Origin of the sequence: Pseudomonas sp. LjRoot277, assembly GCF_964253845.1 — a bacterium.
Classification (GTDB): domain Bacteria; phylum Pseudomonadota; class Gammaproteobacteria; order Pseudomonadales; family Pseudomonadaceae; genus Aquipseudomonas.
The window spans coordinates 424,259-441,806 of the sequence record NZ_CAXURI020000001.1 but is presented as its reverse complement, the minus strand read 5'-3'; the positions used below and the strand labels follow the sequence as shown (position 1 = coordinate 441,806).

16 protein-coding genes are annotated in these 17,548 nt (G+C 58.3%); 2 read left to right on the top strand and 14 right to left on the bottom strand.

Annotated elements, in window-relative coordinates:
• Positions 1–4: 4 nt before the first annotated feature.
• The 6 genes from ACSQ87_RS02095 to ACSQ87_RS02070 form a co-directional block, all read right to left on the bottom strand.
• Positions 5–1,147 carry an ABC transporter ATP-binding protein gene (locus tag ACSQ87_RS02095; protein WP_008150457.1) on the bottom strand — a complete coding sequence of 381 codons (1,143 nt, stop codon included), beginning with the start codon at positions 1,145–1,147 and terminating at the stop codon, positions 5–7.
• Positions 1,148–1,220: 73 nt separating this feature from the next.
• The gene (locus ACSQ87_RS02090) at positions 1,221–2,318 is read right to left on the bottom strand and encodes a polyamine ABC transporter substrate-binding protein (protein WP_436273262.1); all 1,098 of its coding nucleotides are present in this window, start codon (positions 2,316–2,318) and stop codon (positions 1,221–1,223) included.
• A gap of 166 nt (positions 2,319–2,484) precedes the next feature.
• Positions 2,485–3,582: a polyamine ABC transporter substrate-binding protein gene (locus tag ACSQ87_RS02085; protein ID WP_223429612.1), complete on the bottom strand. Its 1,098-nt coding sequence runs from the start codon at positions 3,580–3,582 to the stop codon at positions 2,485–2,487.
• 181 nt (positions 3,583–3,763) lie between these two features.
• Complete coding sequence (locus tag ACSQ87_RS02080) at positions 3,764–5,128, bottom strand: aspartate aminotransferase family protein (protein ID WP_223429483.1); 1,365 nt, start codon at positions 5,126–5,128, stop codon at positions 3,764–3,766.
• A 60-nt stretch (positions 5,129–5,188) separates the two neighbouring features.
• Positions 5,189–6,547: a glutamine synthetase family protein gene (locus ACSQ87_RS02075; protein ID WP_436273261.1), complete on the bottom strand. Its 1,359-nt coding sequence runs from the start codon at positions 6,545–6,547 to the stop codon at positions 5,189–5,191.
• 37 nt (positions 6,548–6,584) lie between these two features.
• Positions 6,585–7,361, bottom strand: a complete 777-nt coding sequence (locus tag ACSQ87_RS02070) for a gamma-glutamyl-gamma-aminobutyrate hydrolase family protein (RefSeq protein WP_436273260.1) — start codon at positions 7,359–7,361, stop codon at positions 6,585–6,587.
• A gap of 278 nt (positions 7,362–7,639) precedes the next feature.
• Between ACSQ87_RS02070 and ACSQ87_RS02065 the strand changes: the two genes are divergently transcribed.
• The gene (locus tag ACSQ87_RS02065) at positions 7,640–9,016 is read left to right on the top strand and encodes a glutamine synthetase family protein (RefSeq protein ID WP_008150449.1); all 1,377 of its coding nucleotides are present in this window, start codon (positions 7,640–7,642) and stop codon (positions 9,014–9,016) included.
• Between the two features lie 282 nt (positions 9,017–9,298).
• Positions 9,299–9,931 (top strand): TetR/AcrR family transcriptional regulator, encoded by a 633-nt coding sequence (locus ACSQ87_RS02060; RefSeq protein WP_436273259.1) that lies wholly within the window; start codon positions 9,299–9,301, stop codon positions 9,929–9,931.
• A gap of 116 nt (positions 9,932–10,047) precedes the next feature.
• Here ACSQ87_RS02060 and ACSQ87_RS02055 read toward each other — a convergent pair whose 3' ends face one another.
• From ACSQ87_RS02055 to ACSQ87_RS02020, 8 genes are all read right to left on the bottom strand, one after another.
• The gene (locus ACSQ87_RS02055) at positions 10,048–10,263 is read right to left on the bottom strand and encodes a TOBE domain-containing protein (protein WP_003229256.1); all 216 of its coding nucleotides are present in this window, start codon (positions 10,261–10,263) and stop codon (positions 10,048–10,050) included.
• A gap of 33 nt (positions 10,264–10,296) precedes the next feature.
• The gene (gene ssuB, locus ACSQ87_RS02050; protein ID WP_223429486.1) at positions 10,297–11,103 is read right to left on the bottom strand and encodes an aliphatic sulfonates ABC transporter ATP-binding protein; all 807 of its coding nucleotides are present in this window, start codon (positions 11,101–11,103) and stop codon (positions 10,297–10,299) included.
• Entirely contained in the window at positions 11,100–11,882 is a 783-nt protein-coding gene (gene ssuC, locus ACSQ87_RS02045) for an aliphatic sulfonate ABC transporter permease SsuC (protein ID WP_008150441.1), read from the bottom strand. The genes ssuB and ssuC overlap by 4 nt, the downstream gene beginning before the upstream one ends.
• An 8-nt stretch (positions 11,883–11,890) precedes the next feature.
• A complete protein-coding gene (gene ssuD, locus ACSQ87_RS02040) occupies positions 11,891–13,039 on the bottom strand; it encodes an FMNH2-dependent alkanesulfonate monooxygenase (RefSeq protein ID WP_008026018.1) in 1,149 nt (382 codons plus the stop codon).
• 25 nt (positions 13,040–13,064) lie between these two features.
• A complete protein-coding gene (locus ACSQ87_RS02035) occupies positions 13,065–14,030 on the bottom strand; it encodes a sulfonate ABC transporter substrate-binding protein (protein ID WP_436273258.1) in 966 nt (321 codons plus the stop codon).
• 89 nt (positions 14,031–14,119) lie between these two features.
• The gene (ssuE, locus tag ACSQ87_RS02030; RefSeq protein ID WP_008150435.1) at positions 14,120–14,713 is read right to left on the bottom strand and encodes an NADPH-dependent FMN reductase; all 594 of its coding nucleotides are present in this window, start codon (positions 14,711–14,713) and stop codon (positions 14,120–14,122) included.
• Positions 14,714–15,029: 316 nt separating this feature from the next.
• Positions 15,030–15,668: a peroxiredoxin gene (locus ACSQ87_RS02025; RefSeq protein ID WP_129440176.1), complete on the bottom strand. Its 639-nt coding sequence runs from the start codon at positions 15,666–15,668 to the stop codon at positions 15,030–15,032.
• 294 nt (positions 15,669–15,962) lie between these two features.
• Positions 15,963–17,324, bottom strand: a complete 1,362-nt coding sequence (locus ACSQ87_RS02020) for an OprD family porin (protein WP_223429489.1) — start codon at positions 17,322–17,324, stop codon at positions 15,963–15,965.
• Positions 17,325–17,548 lie beyond the last annotated feature (224 nt).

The window sequence follows — 17,548 nt, the reverse complement described above, 5'->3', positions numbered from 1 at the left end:
ATGTTCATGAGCGAAGTACCACGCCGCTGTCGTCTTCCCAATACACGTAGACCTGGTCACCCCAGGTTGGGCGCTGACCGCGGCGCTCGGCGTTGGCGACGAAAGACTGGACGATCTTGCCGCTCGGCAGTTCGACGTAGAACACCGAGTGGCCACCGAGGTAGGCGATGTCGTGCACCTTGCCGCTGGACCAGTTGTATTCGCAGGTTGGCATGGTCGGCGTCACCAGCAGTTTTTCCGGACGGATCGCGTAGGTCACGGATTTGTCCTGCACCGACGTGCTGATGCCGTGGCCCACGTAAATCTGACGGTCCAGGTCCTTGCAGGTGATGGTCGCGTGACCTTCGGCGTCGTCGATCACTTCACCGTCGAAGATGTTGACGTTGCCGATGAACTCGCAGACCAGACGGCTGGTCGGGGTTTCGTAGATGTCGATCGGGCTGCCGATCTGGGCGATCCAGCCCAGGTGCATGATCGCGATGCGCTCGGCCATGGTCATGGCCTCTTCCTGGTCGTGGGTCACCATGACGCAGGTTACGCCGACCCGCTCGATGATCTCGACAAGCTCAAGCTGCATTTGCGAACGCAGCTTCTTGTCCAGAGCACCCATCGGTTCGTCGAGCAGCAACAGCTTCGGTCGCTTGGCCAGGGAACGCGCCAGGGCCACACGCTGACGCTGGCCACCGGACAACTGATGCGGCTTACGCTTGGCGTATTGCGTCATCTGAACCAGCTTGAGCATGTCCGCGACACGGGCATCGACTTCAGCTGCGGGGATTTTGTCCTGCTTGAGGCCGAACGCGATGTTCTGCGCCACGGTCATGTGCGGGAACAAGGCGTAGGACTGGAACATCATGTTGATCGGCCGCTCGTACGGCGGCATGTCGGTGATGTCTACGCCATCGAGGAAAATGCGCCCCTCCGTGGGCCGTTCGAAGCCTGCGAGCATACGCAGCAACGTGGATTTGCCCGATCCCGAACCGCCGAGCAGGGCGAAAATCTCGCCTTTCTTGATTTCCAGGGACACGTCGTCCACGGCAATCGTCTCGTCGAACTTCTTCGTGACCCGGTCGATTTTGACCAACACCTGTTTAGGTGATTGGTCGCCCTCGAGGGCTTTCTTATAGGCGCCGGAGGCAACTGCCATTTACGAAACTCCCAGAAAAAAAGAGTGCAGTTCGCTCAAGGTGAGCCAACCTTGGATAGTTTGAGCCTTGTAGCTATTTACCCGACTTGACCTTGGTCCAGCTGCGGGTCATCAAACGTTGAATGTTTGGTGGTAACTCGATAGACACGTAAGTCTTGTCGAGAACGGCTTGCGGTGGATAAACCGATTCGTCGGTGCGAATGGACTGTTCCATCAGTGTGTCCGACCCTGGGTTAGGGTTGGCGTAACCCACGGAATCACTGACCTGGGCGATCACGTCGGGTTTCAGCAAATAGTTGATGAAGGCGTGCGCTTCTTTCACGTTGGCCGAGTCTTTTGGAATCGCCAGCATGTCGAACCACAGCGCACCGCCTTCCTTCGGAATCGAGTAGGCGATGTTCACGCCTTTCTTCGCTTCAGCCGCACGATTGCGGGCCTGGAACATGTCGCCGGAGAAACCGATGGCGATACAAATGTCGCCGTTGGCCAGGTCCGCGATGTATTTGGAGGAGTGGAAGTAGGTCACGTAAGGCCGCACTGCCAGCAACTTGGCTTCAGCCTTCTTGTAATCTTCGGGGTTGGTGCTGTTGGCATCGAGGCCCATGTAATTGAGGACGGTGGGCATCATTTCATCAGCGGAGTCGAGGAACGCTACGCCGCAGCTGTGCAGTTTCTTGATGTTCTCCGGTTCGAATACCGCAGCCCAGGAATCGATCTTGTCGACGCCCAGCACAGCCTTGATTTTGTCGACGTTGTAACCGATGCCATTGGTGCCCCACAGGTACGGCACGGCGTACAGGTTGCCCGGATCGTTCTGCTCCAGCCGCTTCAGTAATACGGGGTCGAGGTTCAAGTAGTTCGGCAACTTCGACTTGTCGAGTTTCTGGAACGCACCGGCCTTGATCTGCTTGCCAAGGAAGTGGTTGGACGGCACGACCACGTCATAACCGGTACGCCCGGCCAGCAACTTGCCTTCCAGGGTTTCGTTGGAATCAAAGACGTCATACACCGGTTTGATGCCGGTTTCTTTCTGGAAGTCGGCCAGGGTGGTCTCGCCGATGTAATCCGACCAGTTATAAATATGCACAGTGCCAGCGGCCTGGACACTAACGGCAAGCGTCAGTCCGGCGCCGACCAGCAGTGCATTGCGCAACAAAGAAAAAATAGGCACGTCGAGGTCCTCTAAAATTAGTTGGGCCCAAGTTGCCCCGCGTTACATGACAGCCATGGCTGCCTGGCAACAAAACCGGCGCGCAACTTACCCTCGAAAAACCGTTCCAGCAAAACTTTTATGCAGATACCTGTAGCAGCCTGCGGCAGCTGCTACAGGGTTTTACTTACTTACCGGATTTGATCTTGGTCCAGCTGCGAGTCATGATCCGCTGGGTCGCGGCCGGCAAGTCGGCAATCGCGTACAGCTTGGCCAGCACGTCCGCTGGCGGGTAGATGCCTGGGTCGGCGGTGATTTCTTTATCGACCAATGCGGTGGCGGCCGCGTTACCGTTCGGGAAGCGTACGGCGTTGGTGATCTCAGCCATGATTTCCGGCTTCTGCAGGAAGGTCATGAACTTGTAGGCGCCTTCGACGTTTTCGGCATCTTTAGGGATGGCGACCATGTCGTAGAAGCTACCTGCACCTTCTTTCGGAATGTTGTAGCTGACCTTCACCTTGTCACCGGCTTCAGCCGCGCGGGACTTGGCCTGGTAGATGTCACCCGAGTAACCCACGGCCACGCAGATGTTGCCGTTGGCCAGGTCGGAGATGTACTTGGACGAGTGGAAGTAGCCCACCGAAGGACGAATCTTCAGGAACAGTGCTTCGGCTTCGGCCAGTTGTTTTTTGTCCTGGCTGTCGGTTGGATAGCCCAGGTAGTGCAACGCCACCGGAATCATCTCGGTTGGCGAATCGAGGAAGCTGATACCACACGACTTCAACTTGGCGGCGTTTTCAGGTTTGAACAGCAGGTCCCAGGAATTGGTTGGCGCATCGGCCCCCAGTGCAGCCTTGACCTTCTCGGCGTTGAAGCCGATACCGATCGAACCCCACATGTACGGGAAAGCGTGTTCGTTGCCCGGGTCGCTCACCGATACTGCTTTAAGCAGGTCAGTGTTCAGGTTCTTCCAGTTAGGCAGCTTGGACTTGTCGAGCTTCTGGTAAACGCCGGCCTTGATCTGCTTGGCCAGGAAGTTGTTCGACGGTACGACGATGTCGTAGCCGGACTTGCCTGCCAGCAACTTGGCCTCCAGGGTTTCGTTACTGTCGAATACGTCGTAAACAACCTTGATCCCCGACTCGGCTTCGAACTTCTTGACGGTATCCGGTGCGATGTAATCGGACCAGTTGTACACGTGAAGAACTTTGTCGTCCGCCTGAACTGCGCCCGCCATCACGCCCATCAGGGACATGGCGAGGAGGGTCTTGCCAGCTATCTTCATACCTAATGCCTTCATGGGTAATGCTCCAATTTTTCTTTTTAACCACGTGTTCAGCGGCCTTTCCCGGGCACCCGAACAACCGGTAGTCTGGCAAGATCCAAGGCAGGCTTTCAAGGAAAGACCCATCCTTTGTTTGCGCTGAGCGAAATGCGAACTTCGCACCCCGCTCAGAGCCTAGCACTTAGCCCTGCAATGCACTCAGGGTCAGGTCCAGACACTTGCGTGCCTTGGTCACCAACTCATCGATTTCAGCCGGTGTAATCACCAGTGGCGGAGCAATGATCATGGTGTCGCCCACGGCGCGCATGATCAGGCCGTTCTCGAAGCAGAACGTGCGGCAAATCATGCCAGCGCCCTTGCCTTCGTAACGCTTGCGAGTGGCCTTGTCCTGCACCAGCTCGATCGCCCCCAGCAGACCCACCCCACGCACTTCACCCACCAGGGGATGATCGTTCAGTTCCCGTAGACGCTTTTGCAAATAGGGTGCCGTTTCTGCATGAACGCGCTCGATAATTTTTTCTTCGCGCAGGATGCGGATGTTCTCCAGTGCCACCGCAGCGGCCACCGGGTGCCCGGAATAGGTGAAGCCGTGGTTGAAATCGCCACCTTCGTTGAGCACCGCCACCACTTCGTCACGCACGATCAGGCCACCCATCGGGATGTAGCCGGACGTCAGGCCTTTGGCGATGGTCATCATGTCGGGCTTGAGGTCGTAGAAATCGCTACCGAACCACTCACCGGTACGGCCGAAACCACAGATCACTTCGTCAGCCACGAACAGGATGTCGTACTTGGCGAGGATTTCCTTGATGCGCGGCCAGTAGGTGTCTGGCGGAATGATCACGCCGCCGGCACCCTGGATCGGCTCGGCAATAAAGGCACCGACGTTGTCCACGCCGACTTCCAGAATCTTCTCTTCCAGCTGATTGGCCGCCCAGATACCGAACTCTTCCGGTGTCATCTCGCCGCCTTCAGCGAACCAGTACGGCTGCGCGATGTGGACGATGCCCGGGATCGGCAAGTCGCCTTGTTCGTGCATGTACGTCATGCCGCCCAGGCTCGCGCCGGCCACGGTGGAACCGTGATAACCGTTTTTGCGGCTGATGATGACTTTCTTCTTCGGCTGGCCCTTGATCGCCCAGTAGTGGCGAACCATACGCAGCATGGTGTCGTTGCCTTCAGAGCCGGAACCGGTGAAGAACACGTGGTTCATGCCTTGTGGCGCGATGTCGGAGATGGCCTTGGCCAGTTCCAGCACCGGCGGGTGAGCGGTCTGGAAGAACAGGTTGTAATAAGGCAATTCGCGCATTTGTTTACTGGCGGCATCGGCCAGTTCATCGCGACCGTAACCGATCGCCACGCACCACAGGCCGGCCATGCCGTCGAGGATCTTGTTGCCTTCGCTGTCCCAGAGGTAAACGCCCTTGGCGTTGGTGATGATCCGCGGGCCTTTCTCTTTCAGCTGCTTGAAGTCGCTGAACGGGGCCAGGTGGTGATCGTTGCTCAGGGTTTGCCATTCACGGGTTTTCGGGTTGTTGCTGGTCATGCGAATCTCCTTAAAAAAATCAGGTGAAAGCGCCGCCCAATAACGGCGGCGCCCGGCGCATCAGACGGCGAAGAGCAGGAATTCCCGCTCCCACGAACTGATCACGCGCTTGAAGTTTTCATGCTCGGCCCGCTTGACCGCGACGTAGCCAGTGATGAATTTCTTGCCCAGGTATTTCTCGATGGTCGCGCTGTGTTCCATGCGTTCCAGCGCGTCTTCGATGGTCAGTGGCAGGCGCAGGTTGCGGCGTTCATAGCCACGGCCCACCACCGGCGCACTCGGGTTCAAGCCTTCGACCATGCCGATGTAACCGCAGAGCAGGCTCGCGGCAATCGCCAGGTACGGGTTGGCGTCGGCGCCCGGCAGGCGGTTTTCCACCCGACGGTTTTGCGGCCCGGCATCCGGAACCCGCAGGCCCACGGTGCGGTTCTCTTCGCCCCACTCCACGTTCACCGGTGCCGAAGTGTCCGGCAGGAAGCGGCGGAACGAGTTGACGTTAGGCGCGAACAGCGGCAACAGCTCGGGGATCAGTTTCTGCAAACCACCGATGTGGTTCAGGAACAACTGGCTCATGGTCCCGTCTTCGTTGGAGAAGACGTTCTTGCCGGTCTCCATGTCGATGATGCTCTGGTGCAAGTGCATCGCACTGCCCGGCTCGCCGGTCATGGGCTTGGCCATGAACGTCGCCGCCACGTCGTGCTTGAGCGCGGCTTCGCGCATGGTCCGTTTGAACACCAGGATCTGGTCGGCCAGGGACAGGGCATCGCCGTGACGGAAGTTGATTTCCATCTGCGCCGTGCCGTCCTCGTGGATCAACGTGTCGAGGTCCAGCTCCTGCAATTCGCACCAGTCGTAGACGTCTTCGAACAGCGGATCGAATTCGTTCGCCGCTTCAATAGAAAACGACTGGCGACCGGTTTCCGGGCGACCGGAACGGCCAACCGGCGGTTGCAGCGGGAAGTCCGGGTCTTCGCAGCGTTTGGTCAGGTAGAACTCCATTTCTGGCGCCACAATCGGCTGCCAGCCCTTGTCGGAATAGAGTTTCAGCACCTTTTTGAGTACGTTGCGCGGCGACAGCTCGATCGGGTTGCCTTGCTTGTCGTAGGTGTCGTGGATCACCTGAGCGGTGGGCTCGATGGCCCAAGGCACCAGGAATACCGCGTTCTGGTCGGGGCGGCAGATCATGTCGATGTCGGCCGGGTCGAGCAGTTCGTAATAGATGTCGTCTTCGACATAGTCGCCGGTCACGGTCTGCAACAGAACGCTCTCGGGCAGGCGCATGCCTTTTTCGGCAATGAACTTGTTGGTCGGCGAGATCTTGCCCCGGGTGATCCCGGTCAAGTCGGCGATCATGCATTCGACTTCTGTGATCTTGTGGTCTTTCAACCAATCGGTGAGCTGGTCGAGGTTGTTACTCATAAATGCCTCTTAGGCTGAGTTTCCTGACTCTTATAAGTCAGGCGTTGTTTGACGCATCGGCGTCGCGTTGTAATGCGTGCTTACGGCAGGCATCGCCAAATGCCTGGAAGATCGCAAGGTAATCCGGGTTTGAGCTTACCTGCCATTCGGGATGCCATTGCACTCCTAAAGCAAAACCATTGCCCTGCGGGACCGATACAGCCTCGATCAACCCGTCAGGAGCCAAAGCCTCGACGCAAAGGCCCGGCGCCAGACGTTCAACGCCCTGACCATGAATCGAATTGACCTGTATCTCACTCGCCAGGCCCAGACCTGCAAGCACACCACCCGGTTGAATGTGCACCGGGTGACTTGGCGCATACTGTCCTTCAAGCGGTAGGCTATCGTCTTCACGGTGATCCATGAATGGACCGGCTTCGTGGACTTTTTGATGCAGGCTGCCGCCGAACGCCACATTCATTTCCTGGAAGCCGCGGCAAATACCGAGCACGGGAATGCCGGCCTCGACTGCGGCGCGGATCAACGGGAGGGTGGTGGCATCGCGTGCAGAATCATGAGCAGTGCCCGGCGCGCTGGCTGGGCCGCTATAGTGAAACGGTTCTATATTGGAAGGAGAGCCTGTAAAGAGGATGCCATCCAGACCGTCCAGAATATCGGACGGTGCCAGCAAATCGGCCAGGGACGGAAGAATCACCGGCAGGCCCTTGGCCGCTGAGGCCACGGCGCGGACGTACTTGTCGCCACTGATGTGATAAGCATGCAGACCGATCTGCTTAGAGCAGGCGGTGACGCCGATTAACGGCAGGCGAGACATGAAGCACCCCGGTATTATTGGTGTTATGGGTTTGAATCGAGCTTAGCCTTGTTCATTTTTTTACACAACACCCCCGTAAAAAATACAACACGGCCCGCTCAAGCCCGCAGACGCTAAAGCGCTCAAAGGCATAAAAACGCCCCAAAGTGCCTCAAAAAAGCCCCAAGGGTGCTTTTTTAGGGCAAAAAAGGCCTCGCTTGACTTCGGCATGCCGTTCGGGTTGACTGGAATCCGAAGAGATCAATGATTGATATTTTTAACAACAAAGGTGTTGCATCATGTCGGTACCCCCGCGTGCCGTTCAGCTTAACGAAGCGAACGCGTTCCTTAAGGAACATCCTGAGGTTCTGTACGTTGACCTTCTGATTGCGGATATGAATGGTGTGGTGCGCGGCAAGCGCATTGAACGCACCAGCCTCCACAAGGTTTACGAGAAAGGCATCAACCTGCCGGCCTCTCTATTTGCTCTGGATATCAATGGCTCGACGGTGGAAAGCACCGGCCTGGGCCTGGACATCGGCGATGCTGACCGAATCTGCTATCCAATCCCTGACACCCTGTGCAATGAGCCTTGGCAGAAGCGCCCTACCGCGCAACTGTTAATGACCATGCACGAACTTGAAGGTGAACCTTTCTTCGCGGATCCCCGTGAAGTTCTGCGTCAAGTTGTTGCCAAGTTCGACGAGATGGGTCTGACCATCTGCGCCGCGTTCGAACTGGAGTTCTACCTGATCGACCAGGAGAACGTAAACGGTCGCCCACAACCGCCTCGCTCGCCGATCTCCGGCAAACGCCCGCATTCGACACAGGTTTACCTGATCGACGACCTCGACGAATACGTCGACTGCCTCCAGGACATTCTGGAAGGTGCGAAAGAGCAAGGCATCCCTGCCGACGCGATCGTCAAGGAAAGTGCCCCGGCGCAGTTCGAAGTGAACCTGCACCACGTTGCCGACCCGATCAAGGCCTGCGACTACGCGGTCCTGCTCAAGCGTCTGATCAAAAACATCGCCTACGACCATGAAATGGACACCACCTTCATGGCCAAGCCTTACCCGGGCCAGGCGGGCAACGGTCTGCACGTCCACATCTCGATTCTTGATAAAGACGGCAAAAACATTTTTGCCAGTGAGGATCCCGAGCAGAACGCCGCACTGCGTCACGCGATCGGCGGTGTGCTCGAGACCCTACCGGCGCAGATGGCTTTCCTCTGCCCGAACGTCAACTCCTACCGTCGTTTCGGCGCACAGTTCTACGTGCCGAATGCACCGTGCTGGGGTCTGGACAACCGTACTGTTGCGGTACGTGTGCCAACCGGTTCCGCCGACGCGGTCCGTCTGGAACACCGTGTTGCCGGTGCCGATGCCAACCCGTACCTGCTGATGGCTTCGGTCCTGGCAGGCGTGCACCACGGCCTGACCAACAAGATCGAGCCGGGCGCACCCGTGGAAGGCAACTCCTACGAGCAGAACGAGCAAAGCCTGCCGAACAACCTGCGCGATGCATTGCGCGAGCTGGACGACAGCGAAGTCATGGCCAAGTACATCGATCCGAAATACATCGATATCTTCGTCGCGTGTAAAGAGAGCGAGCTGGAGGAGTTCGAACACTCCATCTCCGACCTCGAGTACAACTGGTACCTGCATACCGTGTAAGCGGTTGCAGTAAAAACAACGCCATCGGTCGCCAAGGCCGATGGCGTTTTTTTATGACCGCCACCTCTCCCTGTGGCGAGGGAGCTTGCTCCCGCTGGAGGCCGAAGGACTCCTTTAATCCGAAATGCGGTTCTGTCAGGCACACCGCATCGACCGTTTTGGGGTCGCTTCGCGAACCAGCGGGAGCAAGCTCCCTCGCCACAGGGGACTGCAGGCACCACAGGGGATATGGAACATCTGCCCGCTCTGCGTACAATGCCCGCTGCCCCGCAGGAGACTTCAATGACGCGCACCGCCACCATTCGCAAACCCCGCGCTCGCAGCCAGGCCCGGATCGATTCAATACTCGATGCCGCCCGCACGCTGCTGGCTGCCGAGGGCGTGGCCAGTCTGTCGATCTATAGCGTCGCCGAACGCGCAGAGATCCCGCCCTCCTCCGTCTACCACTTCTTTGCCAGCGTCCCGGCGCTGCTCGAAGCCCTGACAGCCGATGTCCATGCTGCGTTCCGTGCCTGCCTGCAAGCGCCCATCGACCACGAAGCCCTCAACGGCTGGCGCGATCTGTCGCGACTGGTGGAGCAACGCATGCTCGCGATCTACAGCGAAGACGCCGCCGCCCGCCAGCTCATTCTTGCCCAGCACGGGTTGACCGAAGTCACCCAGGCCGACCGTCAGCACGACATCGAACTCGGCGACCTGATGCACAAACTCTTCGATCATCACTTCGAGTTGCCGACGCTGCCGAACGATGTCGATGTGTTTGCCCTGGCCATGGAGCTCGGCGACCGCGTCTATGCGCGCTCGGTGCAACAACACGGACAGATCACCCCACGCATGGCTGAAGAAGGGATGCGGGTGTTTGATGCTTATCTTGGGCTGTATTTGCCGCCGTACCTGCCCAAGCGCACCGTTTGATTATTCGCTGACCATCCCGGCCTGCTCGCGATAGCCGCACCGCTGATTTACCGGAAAACACGCATAAAAAACCCCGAAGGGCTTACACCCTTCGGGGTCGTTGTTTGCGCACGCGCTTACAACTTGGCGATCGACACCTCGGTGGATTTCACAAACGCGATCACTTCGCTGCCGACCACCAGCTCCAGCTCTTTCACCGAACGAGTGGTGATCACCGAGGTGACGATGCCGGAAGCGGTCTGCACGTCGATTTCGGACAGCACGTCGCCGAGTACGATTTCCTTGATGGAGCCTTTGAACTGGTTACGAACGTTGATGGCTTTGATCGTCATGATGTTGATTCCTGTCGTTGGATAAGGCTTGAGTTATTGAGCCCAACGCAATTGCGTAGGCAATGGTGAAACAGGTTCTGGTGCCGGCGGTTCGCCGGGCAACGCCAGCACGCGATTGAGGACTTCGGTTTCCAGCGCCGCCAGCCGATGGGAGCCACGAACCCGAGGGCGCGGCAGCTCAACGTGCAGGTCGAGGCCGACTTCGCCCTCTTCGATCAGGATCACCCGATCGGCAATCGACACCGCTTCACTGACGTCGTGGGTGACCAGCAACACGGTGAAACCGTGCTTCTGCCAGAGCCGTTCGATCAGCTGCTGCATTTCAATTCGGGTCAGTGCATCCAGCGCGCCCAGCGGTTCATCCAGCAACAGCAAACGCGGTTGATGGATCAGCGCGCGGGCCAGGGCCACACGTTGCTTTTGCCCGCCGGACAAGGCGGCCGGCCATTCATTGGCGCGGTCGGCCAGACCGACCGACTCCAGGGCTTCCAGCGCTTGTGGCCGCCAATTGCCCTTCAGCCCGAGGCCGACGTTGTCGATGACCTTTTTCCATGGCAGCAGGCGTGCTTCCTGGAACATCAATCGGGTGTCTTGCCGCGCCTCACTCAGCGGCGCGGAACCGGCCAGCAATTCACCGCCCGTGGGTTTGTCGAGACCGGCGAGCAAGCGCAGCAAGGTACTTTTGCCGCAACCGCTACGACCGACCACGGCGACAAACTGACCGGCCGGGATGTGCAGGTCGATATCACGCAGCACCTGCCGCGCACCGAAGGTTTTTTGCAGTTTGCGTACCGCCAGCGGAATCCCGCGCAGCAGGCGTGGAGGTTGTTGAGCCGTCATGCCGCACCTCCTTTAACAACCTGATAGGCCGGGTGCCAGCGCAACCACACGCGTTCAAGTCCACGGGCCGCGAGGTCGGCGAGTTTGCCGAGCACGGCGTACAAGAGAATCGCCAGCACCACCACGTCGGTCTGCAAGAACTCCCGGGCATTCATTGCCAGGTAGCCGATGCCGGAGCTGGCGGAAATGGTTTCCGCGACGATCAACGTCAACCACATGAAGCCCAGCGCGAACCGCACGCCGACCAGAATCGAAGGCAGCGCGCCCGGCAGAATCACCTGACGGAACAGGCTGAAACCGGACAAGCCATAACTGCGGGACATTTCCACCAGCGCCGGATCGACGTTGCGGATGCCGTGATAGGTGTTGAGGTAGATCGGGAACAACGTGCCCAATGCCACCAGGAAAATCTTCGCCGACTCATCGATGCCAAACCACAGGATCACCAGTGGAATCAGCGCCAGGTGCGGCACGTTGCGGATCATCTGCACCGAACTGTCGAGCAGGCGTTCGCCCCATTTCGACAGGCCGGTGATGAAGCCCAAGGTCAGACCGATGCTGCCGCCGATGGCGAAACCCAGCGCTGCACGCCAACCGCTGATCGCCAGGTGCGTCCAGATTTCACCGCTGCGCACCAGGCTGACGCCGGCTTCGATGACGGCAATTGGCGCCGGCAGAATCCGTGTCGACAACCAGCCCGCCGACACCGACAACTGCCACACCGCCAGCAGCAACACCGGCAACGCCCAGGGCGCAAGGTTATGGATAAGTTTCTTCATGGCGCGCCTCAGCTCTGCGACGCGGCTTTGGGGAGGATGTCGTTGGCGACCATCTCACCAAACGGGCTGACGTAACCGGCGCTTTTCGGCAACTCCGGACGTTCGATGTCCAAGTGCGGGAACAGCAATTCGGCGACGCGGTACGACTCTTCCAGGTGTGGGTAACCGGAGAAGATGAACGTGTCGATGCCCAGGTCCGCGTATTCCTTCACGCGGGCGGCCACAGTTGGACCATCGCCCACCAATGCTGTACCGGCACCGCCACGCACCAGGCCGACGCCGGCCCACAGATTGGGGCTGACTTCCAGGTTGTCGCGGCTGCCGCCATGCAGCGCGGCCATGCGTTGCTGACCGACCGAGTCGAAGCGCGCCAGAGAAGCCTGGGCGCGAGCGATGGTGTCGTCGTCCAGATGAGAGATCAGCCGATCCGCCGCTTGCCAGGCTTCGGCATTGGTTTCACGAACGATCACATGCAAGCGAATGCCGAAGCGCACGGTGCGACCGAGCTTTGCCGCTTTGGCTCGAACCTGTTCGATTTTTTCCGCAACCGCGGCCGGTGGTTCGCCCCAGGTCAGGACCATTTCGACCTGCTCTGCCGCGAGGTCTTGCGCCGCTTCCGAAGAACCGCCGAAGTACAGGGGCGGACGCGGTTGCTGAATCGGCGGGTAGAGCAACTTCGCGCCCTTCACGCTGATGTGCTGACCGTCGTAATCGACGGTTTCGCCTTCCAGCACGCGGCGCCAGATGCGGGTGAATTCCACCGAGGCTTGATAGCGCTCTTCGTGGGTCAGGAACAAACCGTCGCCGGCCAATTCTTCCGGATCACCGCCGGTTACCAGGTTGAACAACGCACGGCCGCCGGACAGGCGATCCAGCGTCGCGGCCTGACGCGCTGCCACCGTCGGGGAAATGATCCCGGGGCGCAGGGCGACGAGGAATTTCAAACGCTGGGTCACCGGGATCAGCGACGCGGCCACCAGCCACGAGTCTTCGCAAGAGCGACCCGTAGGAATCAGCACCCCGCCGAAGCCCAGACGATCCGCCGCTTGCGCGACTTGTTGCAGATAACCGTGGTCGACGGCGCGAGCGCCTTCGGCGGTGCCAAGGTAATGGCCGTCGCCGTGGGTAGGCAGGAACCAGAAGATATTGAGGCTCATGGAGTGGACTCCTTAGGAAATCAAATTACTGCGCTTGGGCAACGGCCGCCGGTGGCGTCCAGATCACGTCTTTGATGCTCAGCGGCTTTGGAATCAGCTTGAGCTGATAGAAGGTGTCAGCAATTTTCTGTTGCGCGGCGACCACTTCAGGCGTGAGGAACAGCGCACCGTAGCCCTGGCGTTTCATCGAGGTCAGGGTGATGTCCGCTGGCAGGCCAATCAGTGGCGAGACTTGTTTGGTCACGTCTTCAGGATTGGCCTTGGACCATTCGCCCACGGCGCGCACTTCTTCCACCAGAGTCTTGATCACCTCCCGATTTTTCTGCGCATAAGGCTTGGTAGCGAGGTAGAACTGATGGTTGTCGACGATGCCTTGGCCATCGCGCAGGGTGCGTGCCTGCAGCTGTTGTTCGGCGGCGGCCTGGTACGGGTCCCAGATCACCCAGGCATCGACGCTGCCACGTTCGAACGCAGCGCGGGCATCGGCCGGCGGCAGGAATACGGTCTGGATGTCGGTGTATTTGAGGCCGGCATCTTCCAGTGCGCGGACCAACAGGTAGTGCACGTTGGAGCCTTTGTTCAGGACGACTTTCTTGCCCTTGAGGTCCTGCACCGATTTGATCGCCGAGTCCTTCGGCACCAGGATCGCTTCGCTGTGTGGCGCTGGTGGTTCGTAGGCGACGTAGAGCAGATCGGCGCCGGCTGCTTGAGCGAATACCGGTGGCGTTTCACCCGTAACGCCGAAGTCGATGGAGCCGACGTTCAGGCCTTCGAGCAGTTGCGGGCCGCCGGGGAATTCAGTCCATTGCACGTCCACGCCTTGGGCGGCGAGGCGTTTTTCGAGTGTGCCTTTGGCTTTGAGCAGCACTAAAGTGCCGTACTTCTGATAACCGATTCTTAGCGTCTCGGCTTGAGCTTGAGTAATGGCGCCGAAGGTTACAGCCGCAGCAAACAGAGCGACCAGACCACGACGCAAAATGACAGTGCGCATGGCGCTCTCCTTTTTGCAGTTGGGTTTTGGCTGCACCTGCTTGGCCGTTGGCGGCTGAGTAAGGTGAGTACTTCAAATTGGGGTAAGGCTTAAATGCTCCAGCGAGCACTCAACAAACGTTCATTCAACAGGTTCGGATCGATCGGCTTGGGCCGTCGGGCCATGGCGCTGAAAAACAGCTCCAGTGATTCATTCAGTCTTTCTTCCAGCTCCGGTGCCAACTGCGCCTGGACGCTACCTTCGCCGTAAGCGATCTGGCTGTCTACGGCGAAAATCCCGTGAAGCATTTCCTGGGCTTTCAACGCCGACAGTACTGGCTTGAGTGCGTAATCCACCGCCAACATGTGAGCGATGCTGCCGCCGGTGGCCATTGGCAAAACCACCTTGTGGGCCAGGGCACGCTCGGGCAGCAGGTCCAGCACGGTTTTCAATGCGCCGGAGAACGACGCTTTGTAGACCGGCGTTGCGATCAGCAGGCCATCGGCGTTTTCAATCTGTTGCAGCAGGTCGATCACCTTCGGGCTGTCGAAGCGTGCATGCAGCAAGTCTTCGGCCGGGAAGTCCCGCACCTGGTAACTCACCACTTCTACACCTTGCTCCTGCAACCAGCGTTGGGAGCGCTCCAGCAGCACCCCGGAACGGGAGCGTTGGCTGGGACTGCCACCGAGTGAGACGACCAGCATTCAGACGATTCCTTGAACGGTGTTGGCGATTCGCAGTTTGCGATCTCGCCTTGATGGAAGTGACCTTAACAGGTGATTGTTATATCTATAAATCATATTTATTCATTTGGTTATGCGTTTTAGAGATATGCAATTGCCTTTTCCGGGCGAAAAAAAAGGCCGTCGAAACGGCCTGAAATCCCCTGCATCGTGGTTCTGTAGTGGTCGGACTTACGCCATCGCGAGCAGGCTCACTCCTACATTTGAGATGCACTCCCCCTGTAGGAGTGAGCCTGCTCGCGATGGCGGCATCAGCCACACCGTAAATGTTGATGACTTAGCGATTCGGTTGCGGCGTCAGGCGCAGGTACGGTTTCACCGCGCGATAGCCCTTGGGAAAGCGCTTCTTGATTTCGTCTTCGTCCTTGAGCGACGGCACGATCACTACTTCATCACCGTCCTGCCAGTTGGCCGGGGTGGCCACCTTGTAGTTGTCGGTAAGTTGCAGCGAATCGATCACGCGCAGAATTTCATGGAAGTTACGGCCGGTGCTCGCCGGGTAGGTGATGGTCAGCCGAACCTTTTTGTTCGGGTCGATCACGAACAGCGAACGCACGGTCAGGGTGTCGTTGGCATTGGGATGGATCAGGTCGTAGAGGTCCGAGACCTTGCGGTCGGCGTCGGCGAGGATGGGGAAGTTGACGAGGGTGTTCTGGGTTTCGTTGATGTCTTCGATCCACTTGTGGTGCGAGTCCACCGGATCAACCGACAAGGCGATGGCTTTCACGCCGCGCTGCGCAAACTCGTCCTTGAGCTTGGCAGTGAAGCCCAACTCGGTGGTGCACACCGGGGTGAAGTCCGCCGGGTGGGAAAACAGCACGCCCCAGCTATCGCCCAGCCATTCGTGGAAACGGAGGGTGCCGGCGCTGGAATCCTGTTCAAAGTCGGGGGCGATATCGCCCAGTCTGAGGCTCATGGTGCTGCTCCTGGTGAGTGCTTGTTGAGGTCAACTGTGCCTGCATTTCTTATTCATTAAAAAGAATAGATATCGATTTACTTAGATCGTAATTGAATATTAAAAATGTGTTCATTGGACCTCGGCGATGATCGGGAGGACTATCGCTCACAAGGTTCGAGAAGGCCTTGAGTTGCTGCACAAAGAGGGAAATTTCGAGGAGGGTTTACGGGGGTGAGCCTGACTTGAAAACGCAAAAGCCCCGCCCGGCGAGATGCCGGGCGGGGCTTTTTTTCAGCGGTTACGCGAGCGCTATTACAGCAGCGGGATCGAGTAGCTGACGATCAGGCGGTTTTCGTCCTGCGAACGAGTGCTCGGCAGGTCGGTACGCCACATAGCGTTTTTCCACATGACACCAAGGTTTTTCAGCGGGCCTTCTGGTACGACGTAACCCAGAGTCAGGTCGCGTTCCCACTCGGAAGCACCGTTAGCCAACTCGCCACCGCGAGCGTTGACGGTATCAATGTCATCACCTTTCAGGTAGATCAGACCGGCCGTCAGACCTGGTACACCGACCTTGGCAAAGTCATACGAGTAGCGTGCTTGCCAAGTGCGCTCGCCGGCACGGGCGAACTTCTGGATCTGCATGTCGGTAGTCAGGTAAGCCGAAGCGCCGTCACCCTGGTTCAAGTAAGGGAAGTCGCTGCTACCGTTGCTGACCTGATAGCCGCCGCCGAAGGTGTGGCCGGCAACGGTATACAGGAACAGGCCGCTATACAGGTTGTTGTCGACCTTGCCTTTACCGTTTGGCGCATTGTAGTTGCCAGAGGTGAAGTAGTTGGCGTCGTGACCGTTGGCACCGTCATCCCGGCTGTTGAAGTAGCGCAGGTCGGATTTCAGAACGCCCGGGCCGATTGCCCAGTTGTGAACCAGACCCAGGAAGTGCTGCTTGTAGAAATCTTCCAGGTTGCCGTAGTAGTACTGGGCAGTCAGGTCTTTGGTGATTTTGTAGTCACCGCCACCGTAGATGAACTTGTTGCTGTCACGGAAGCTAGTACCGCGCGTGTTCGCACCAGCAATCGACAACTCTTCGTTGTTGCTGGAGTTACGGCCCTTGGCGTGCTCGATCTGACCACCGACCAGTGTAAGGTCCTTGATCTCGCCCGAAGTGATCTGGCCACCCTGGAAGGTTTGTGGCAGCAGACGACCGTCGTTGGTCACGATTACCGGGTTCTTCGGCTGCAGGGTACCCAGCTTCAGTTCAGTCTGGGAGATCTTGGCTTTGGCAGTCAGGCCCAGGCTGGAGAAGTTATCCACCGCTTGGCCGTTGGACTCGCTTGGGAAAACAGTGCCGCCATAAGCGGGACCAGGGGAGCCATTGGCGGTAACGTTGCCATTAGTGCCGCCGCCCGAATCCAGACGCACACCCAGCAGGCCGATGGCGTCGATACCGAAGCCGACAGTGCCTTGGGTATAACCGGAAGTGAAGCGCAGATCGAAGCCTTGGCCCCACTCTTCGTTTCTGCTTGGATCGGCAGTGCCGTCACGGTAATCCGTGTTGATGTAGAAGTTACGCAGCCCCAAAGTAGCTTTGCTGTCTTCGATGAAACCGGCGGCGCCTGCCTGCTGCGCCAAAACCCCTACGGCCACAGCCAGGGCCAAGGTGGACTTGTTCATTTGTTTCGCTCCTATCGTTTCTAATTTTTGAGGTCCTGGGTCGAATGCCCTGGATCCTGAAATGCTCGGTGAGTGCCAGACCGTATGATTACGGAGATGGCCTGACCCTTGTGATTTTGGCCCGCATAATAAACACAAAAAGAATTATTTCATCATTTTTCATGCCATTCAGGAATATAGCTTCGCGTTATTACTCTGAGTCGGGACACAAGGTATCGGCTCTT

Excerpts from the sequence above, each read along its gene's own strand:
- ACSQ87_RS02095 (WP_008150457.1), bottom strand. The coding sequence starts at position 1,147 with ATGGCAGTTGCCTCCGGCGCCTATAAGAAAGCCCTCGAGGGCGACCAA.
- ACSQ87_RS02085 (WP_223429612.1), bottom strand. The coding sequence starts at position 3,582 with ATGAAGATAGCTGGCAAGACCCTCCTCGCCATGTCCCTGATGGGCGTG.
- ACSQ87_RS02080 (WP_223429483.1), bottom strand. The coding sequence starts at position 5,128 with ATGACCAGCAACAACCCGAAAACCCGTGAATGGCAAACCCTGAGCAAC.
- ACSQ87_RS02075 (WP_436273261.1), bottom strand. The coding sequence starts at position 6,547 with ATGAGTAACAACCTCGACCAGCTCACCGATTGGTTGAAAGACCACAAG.
- ACSQ87_RS02070 (WP_436273260.1), bottom strand. The coding sequence starts at position 7,361 with ATGTCTCGCCTGCCGTTAATCGGCGTCACCGCCTGCTCTAAGCAGATC.
- ACSQ87_RS02065 (WP_008150449.1), top strand. The coding sequence starts at position 7,640 with ATGTCGGTACCCCCGCGTGCCGTTCAGCTTAACGAAGCGAACGCGTTC.
- ACSQ87_RS02060 (WP_436273259.1), top strand. The coding sequence starts at position 9,299 with ATGACGCGCACCGCCACCATTCGCAAACCCCGCGCTCGCAGCCAGGCC.
- ACSQ87_RS02055 (WP_003229256.1), bottom strand. The coding sequence starts at position 10,263 with ATGACGATCAAAGCCATCAACGTTCGTAACCAGTTCAAAGGCTCCATC.
- ssuB (WP_223429486.1), bottom strand. The coding sequence starts at position 11,103 with ATGACGGCTCAACAACCTCCACGCCTGCTGCGCGGGATTCCGCTGGCG.
- ssuC (WP_008150441.1), bottom strand. The coding sequence starts at position 11,882 with ATGAAGAAACTTATCCATAACCTTGCGCCCTGGGCGTTGCCGGTGTTG.
- ssuD (WP_008026018.1), bottom strand. The coding sequence starts at position 13,039 with ATGAGCCTCAATATCTTCTGGTTCCTGCCTACCCACGGCGACGGCCAT.
- ACSQ87_RS02035 (WP_436273258.1), bottom strand. The coding sequence starts at position 14,030 with ATGCGCACTGTCATTTTGCGTCGTGGTCTGGTCGCTCTGTTTGCTGCG.
- ssuE (WP_008150435.1), bottom strand. The coding sequence starts at position 14,713 with ATGCTGGTCGTCTCACTCGGTGGCAGTCCCAGCCAACGCTCCCGTTCC.
- ACSQ87_RS02025 (WP_129440176.1), bottom strand. The coding sequence starts at position 15,668 with ATGAGCCTCAGACTGGGCGATATCGCCCCCGACTTTGAACAGGATTCC.
- ACSQ87_RS02020 (WP_223429489.1), bottom strand. The coding sequence starts at position 17,324 with ATGAACAAGTCCACCTTGGCCCTGGCTGTGGCCGTAGGGGTTTTGGCG.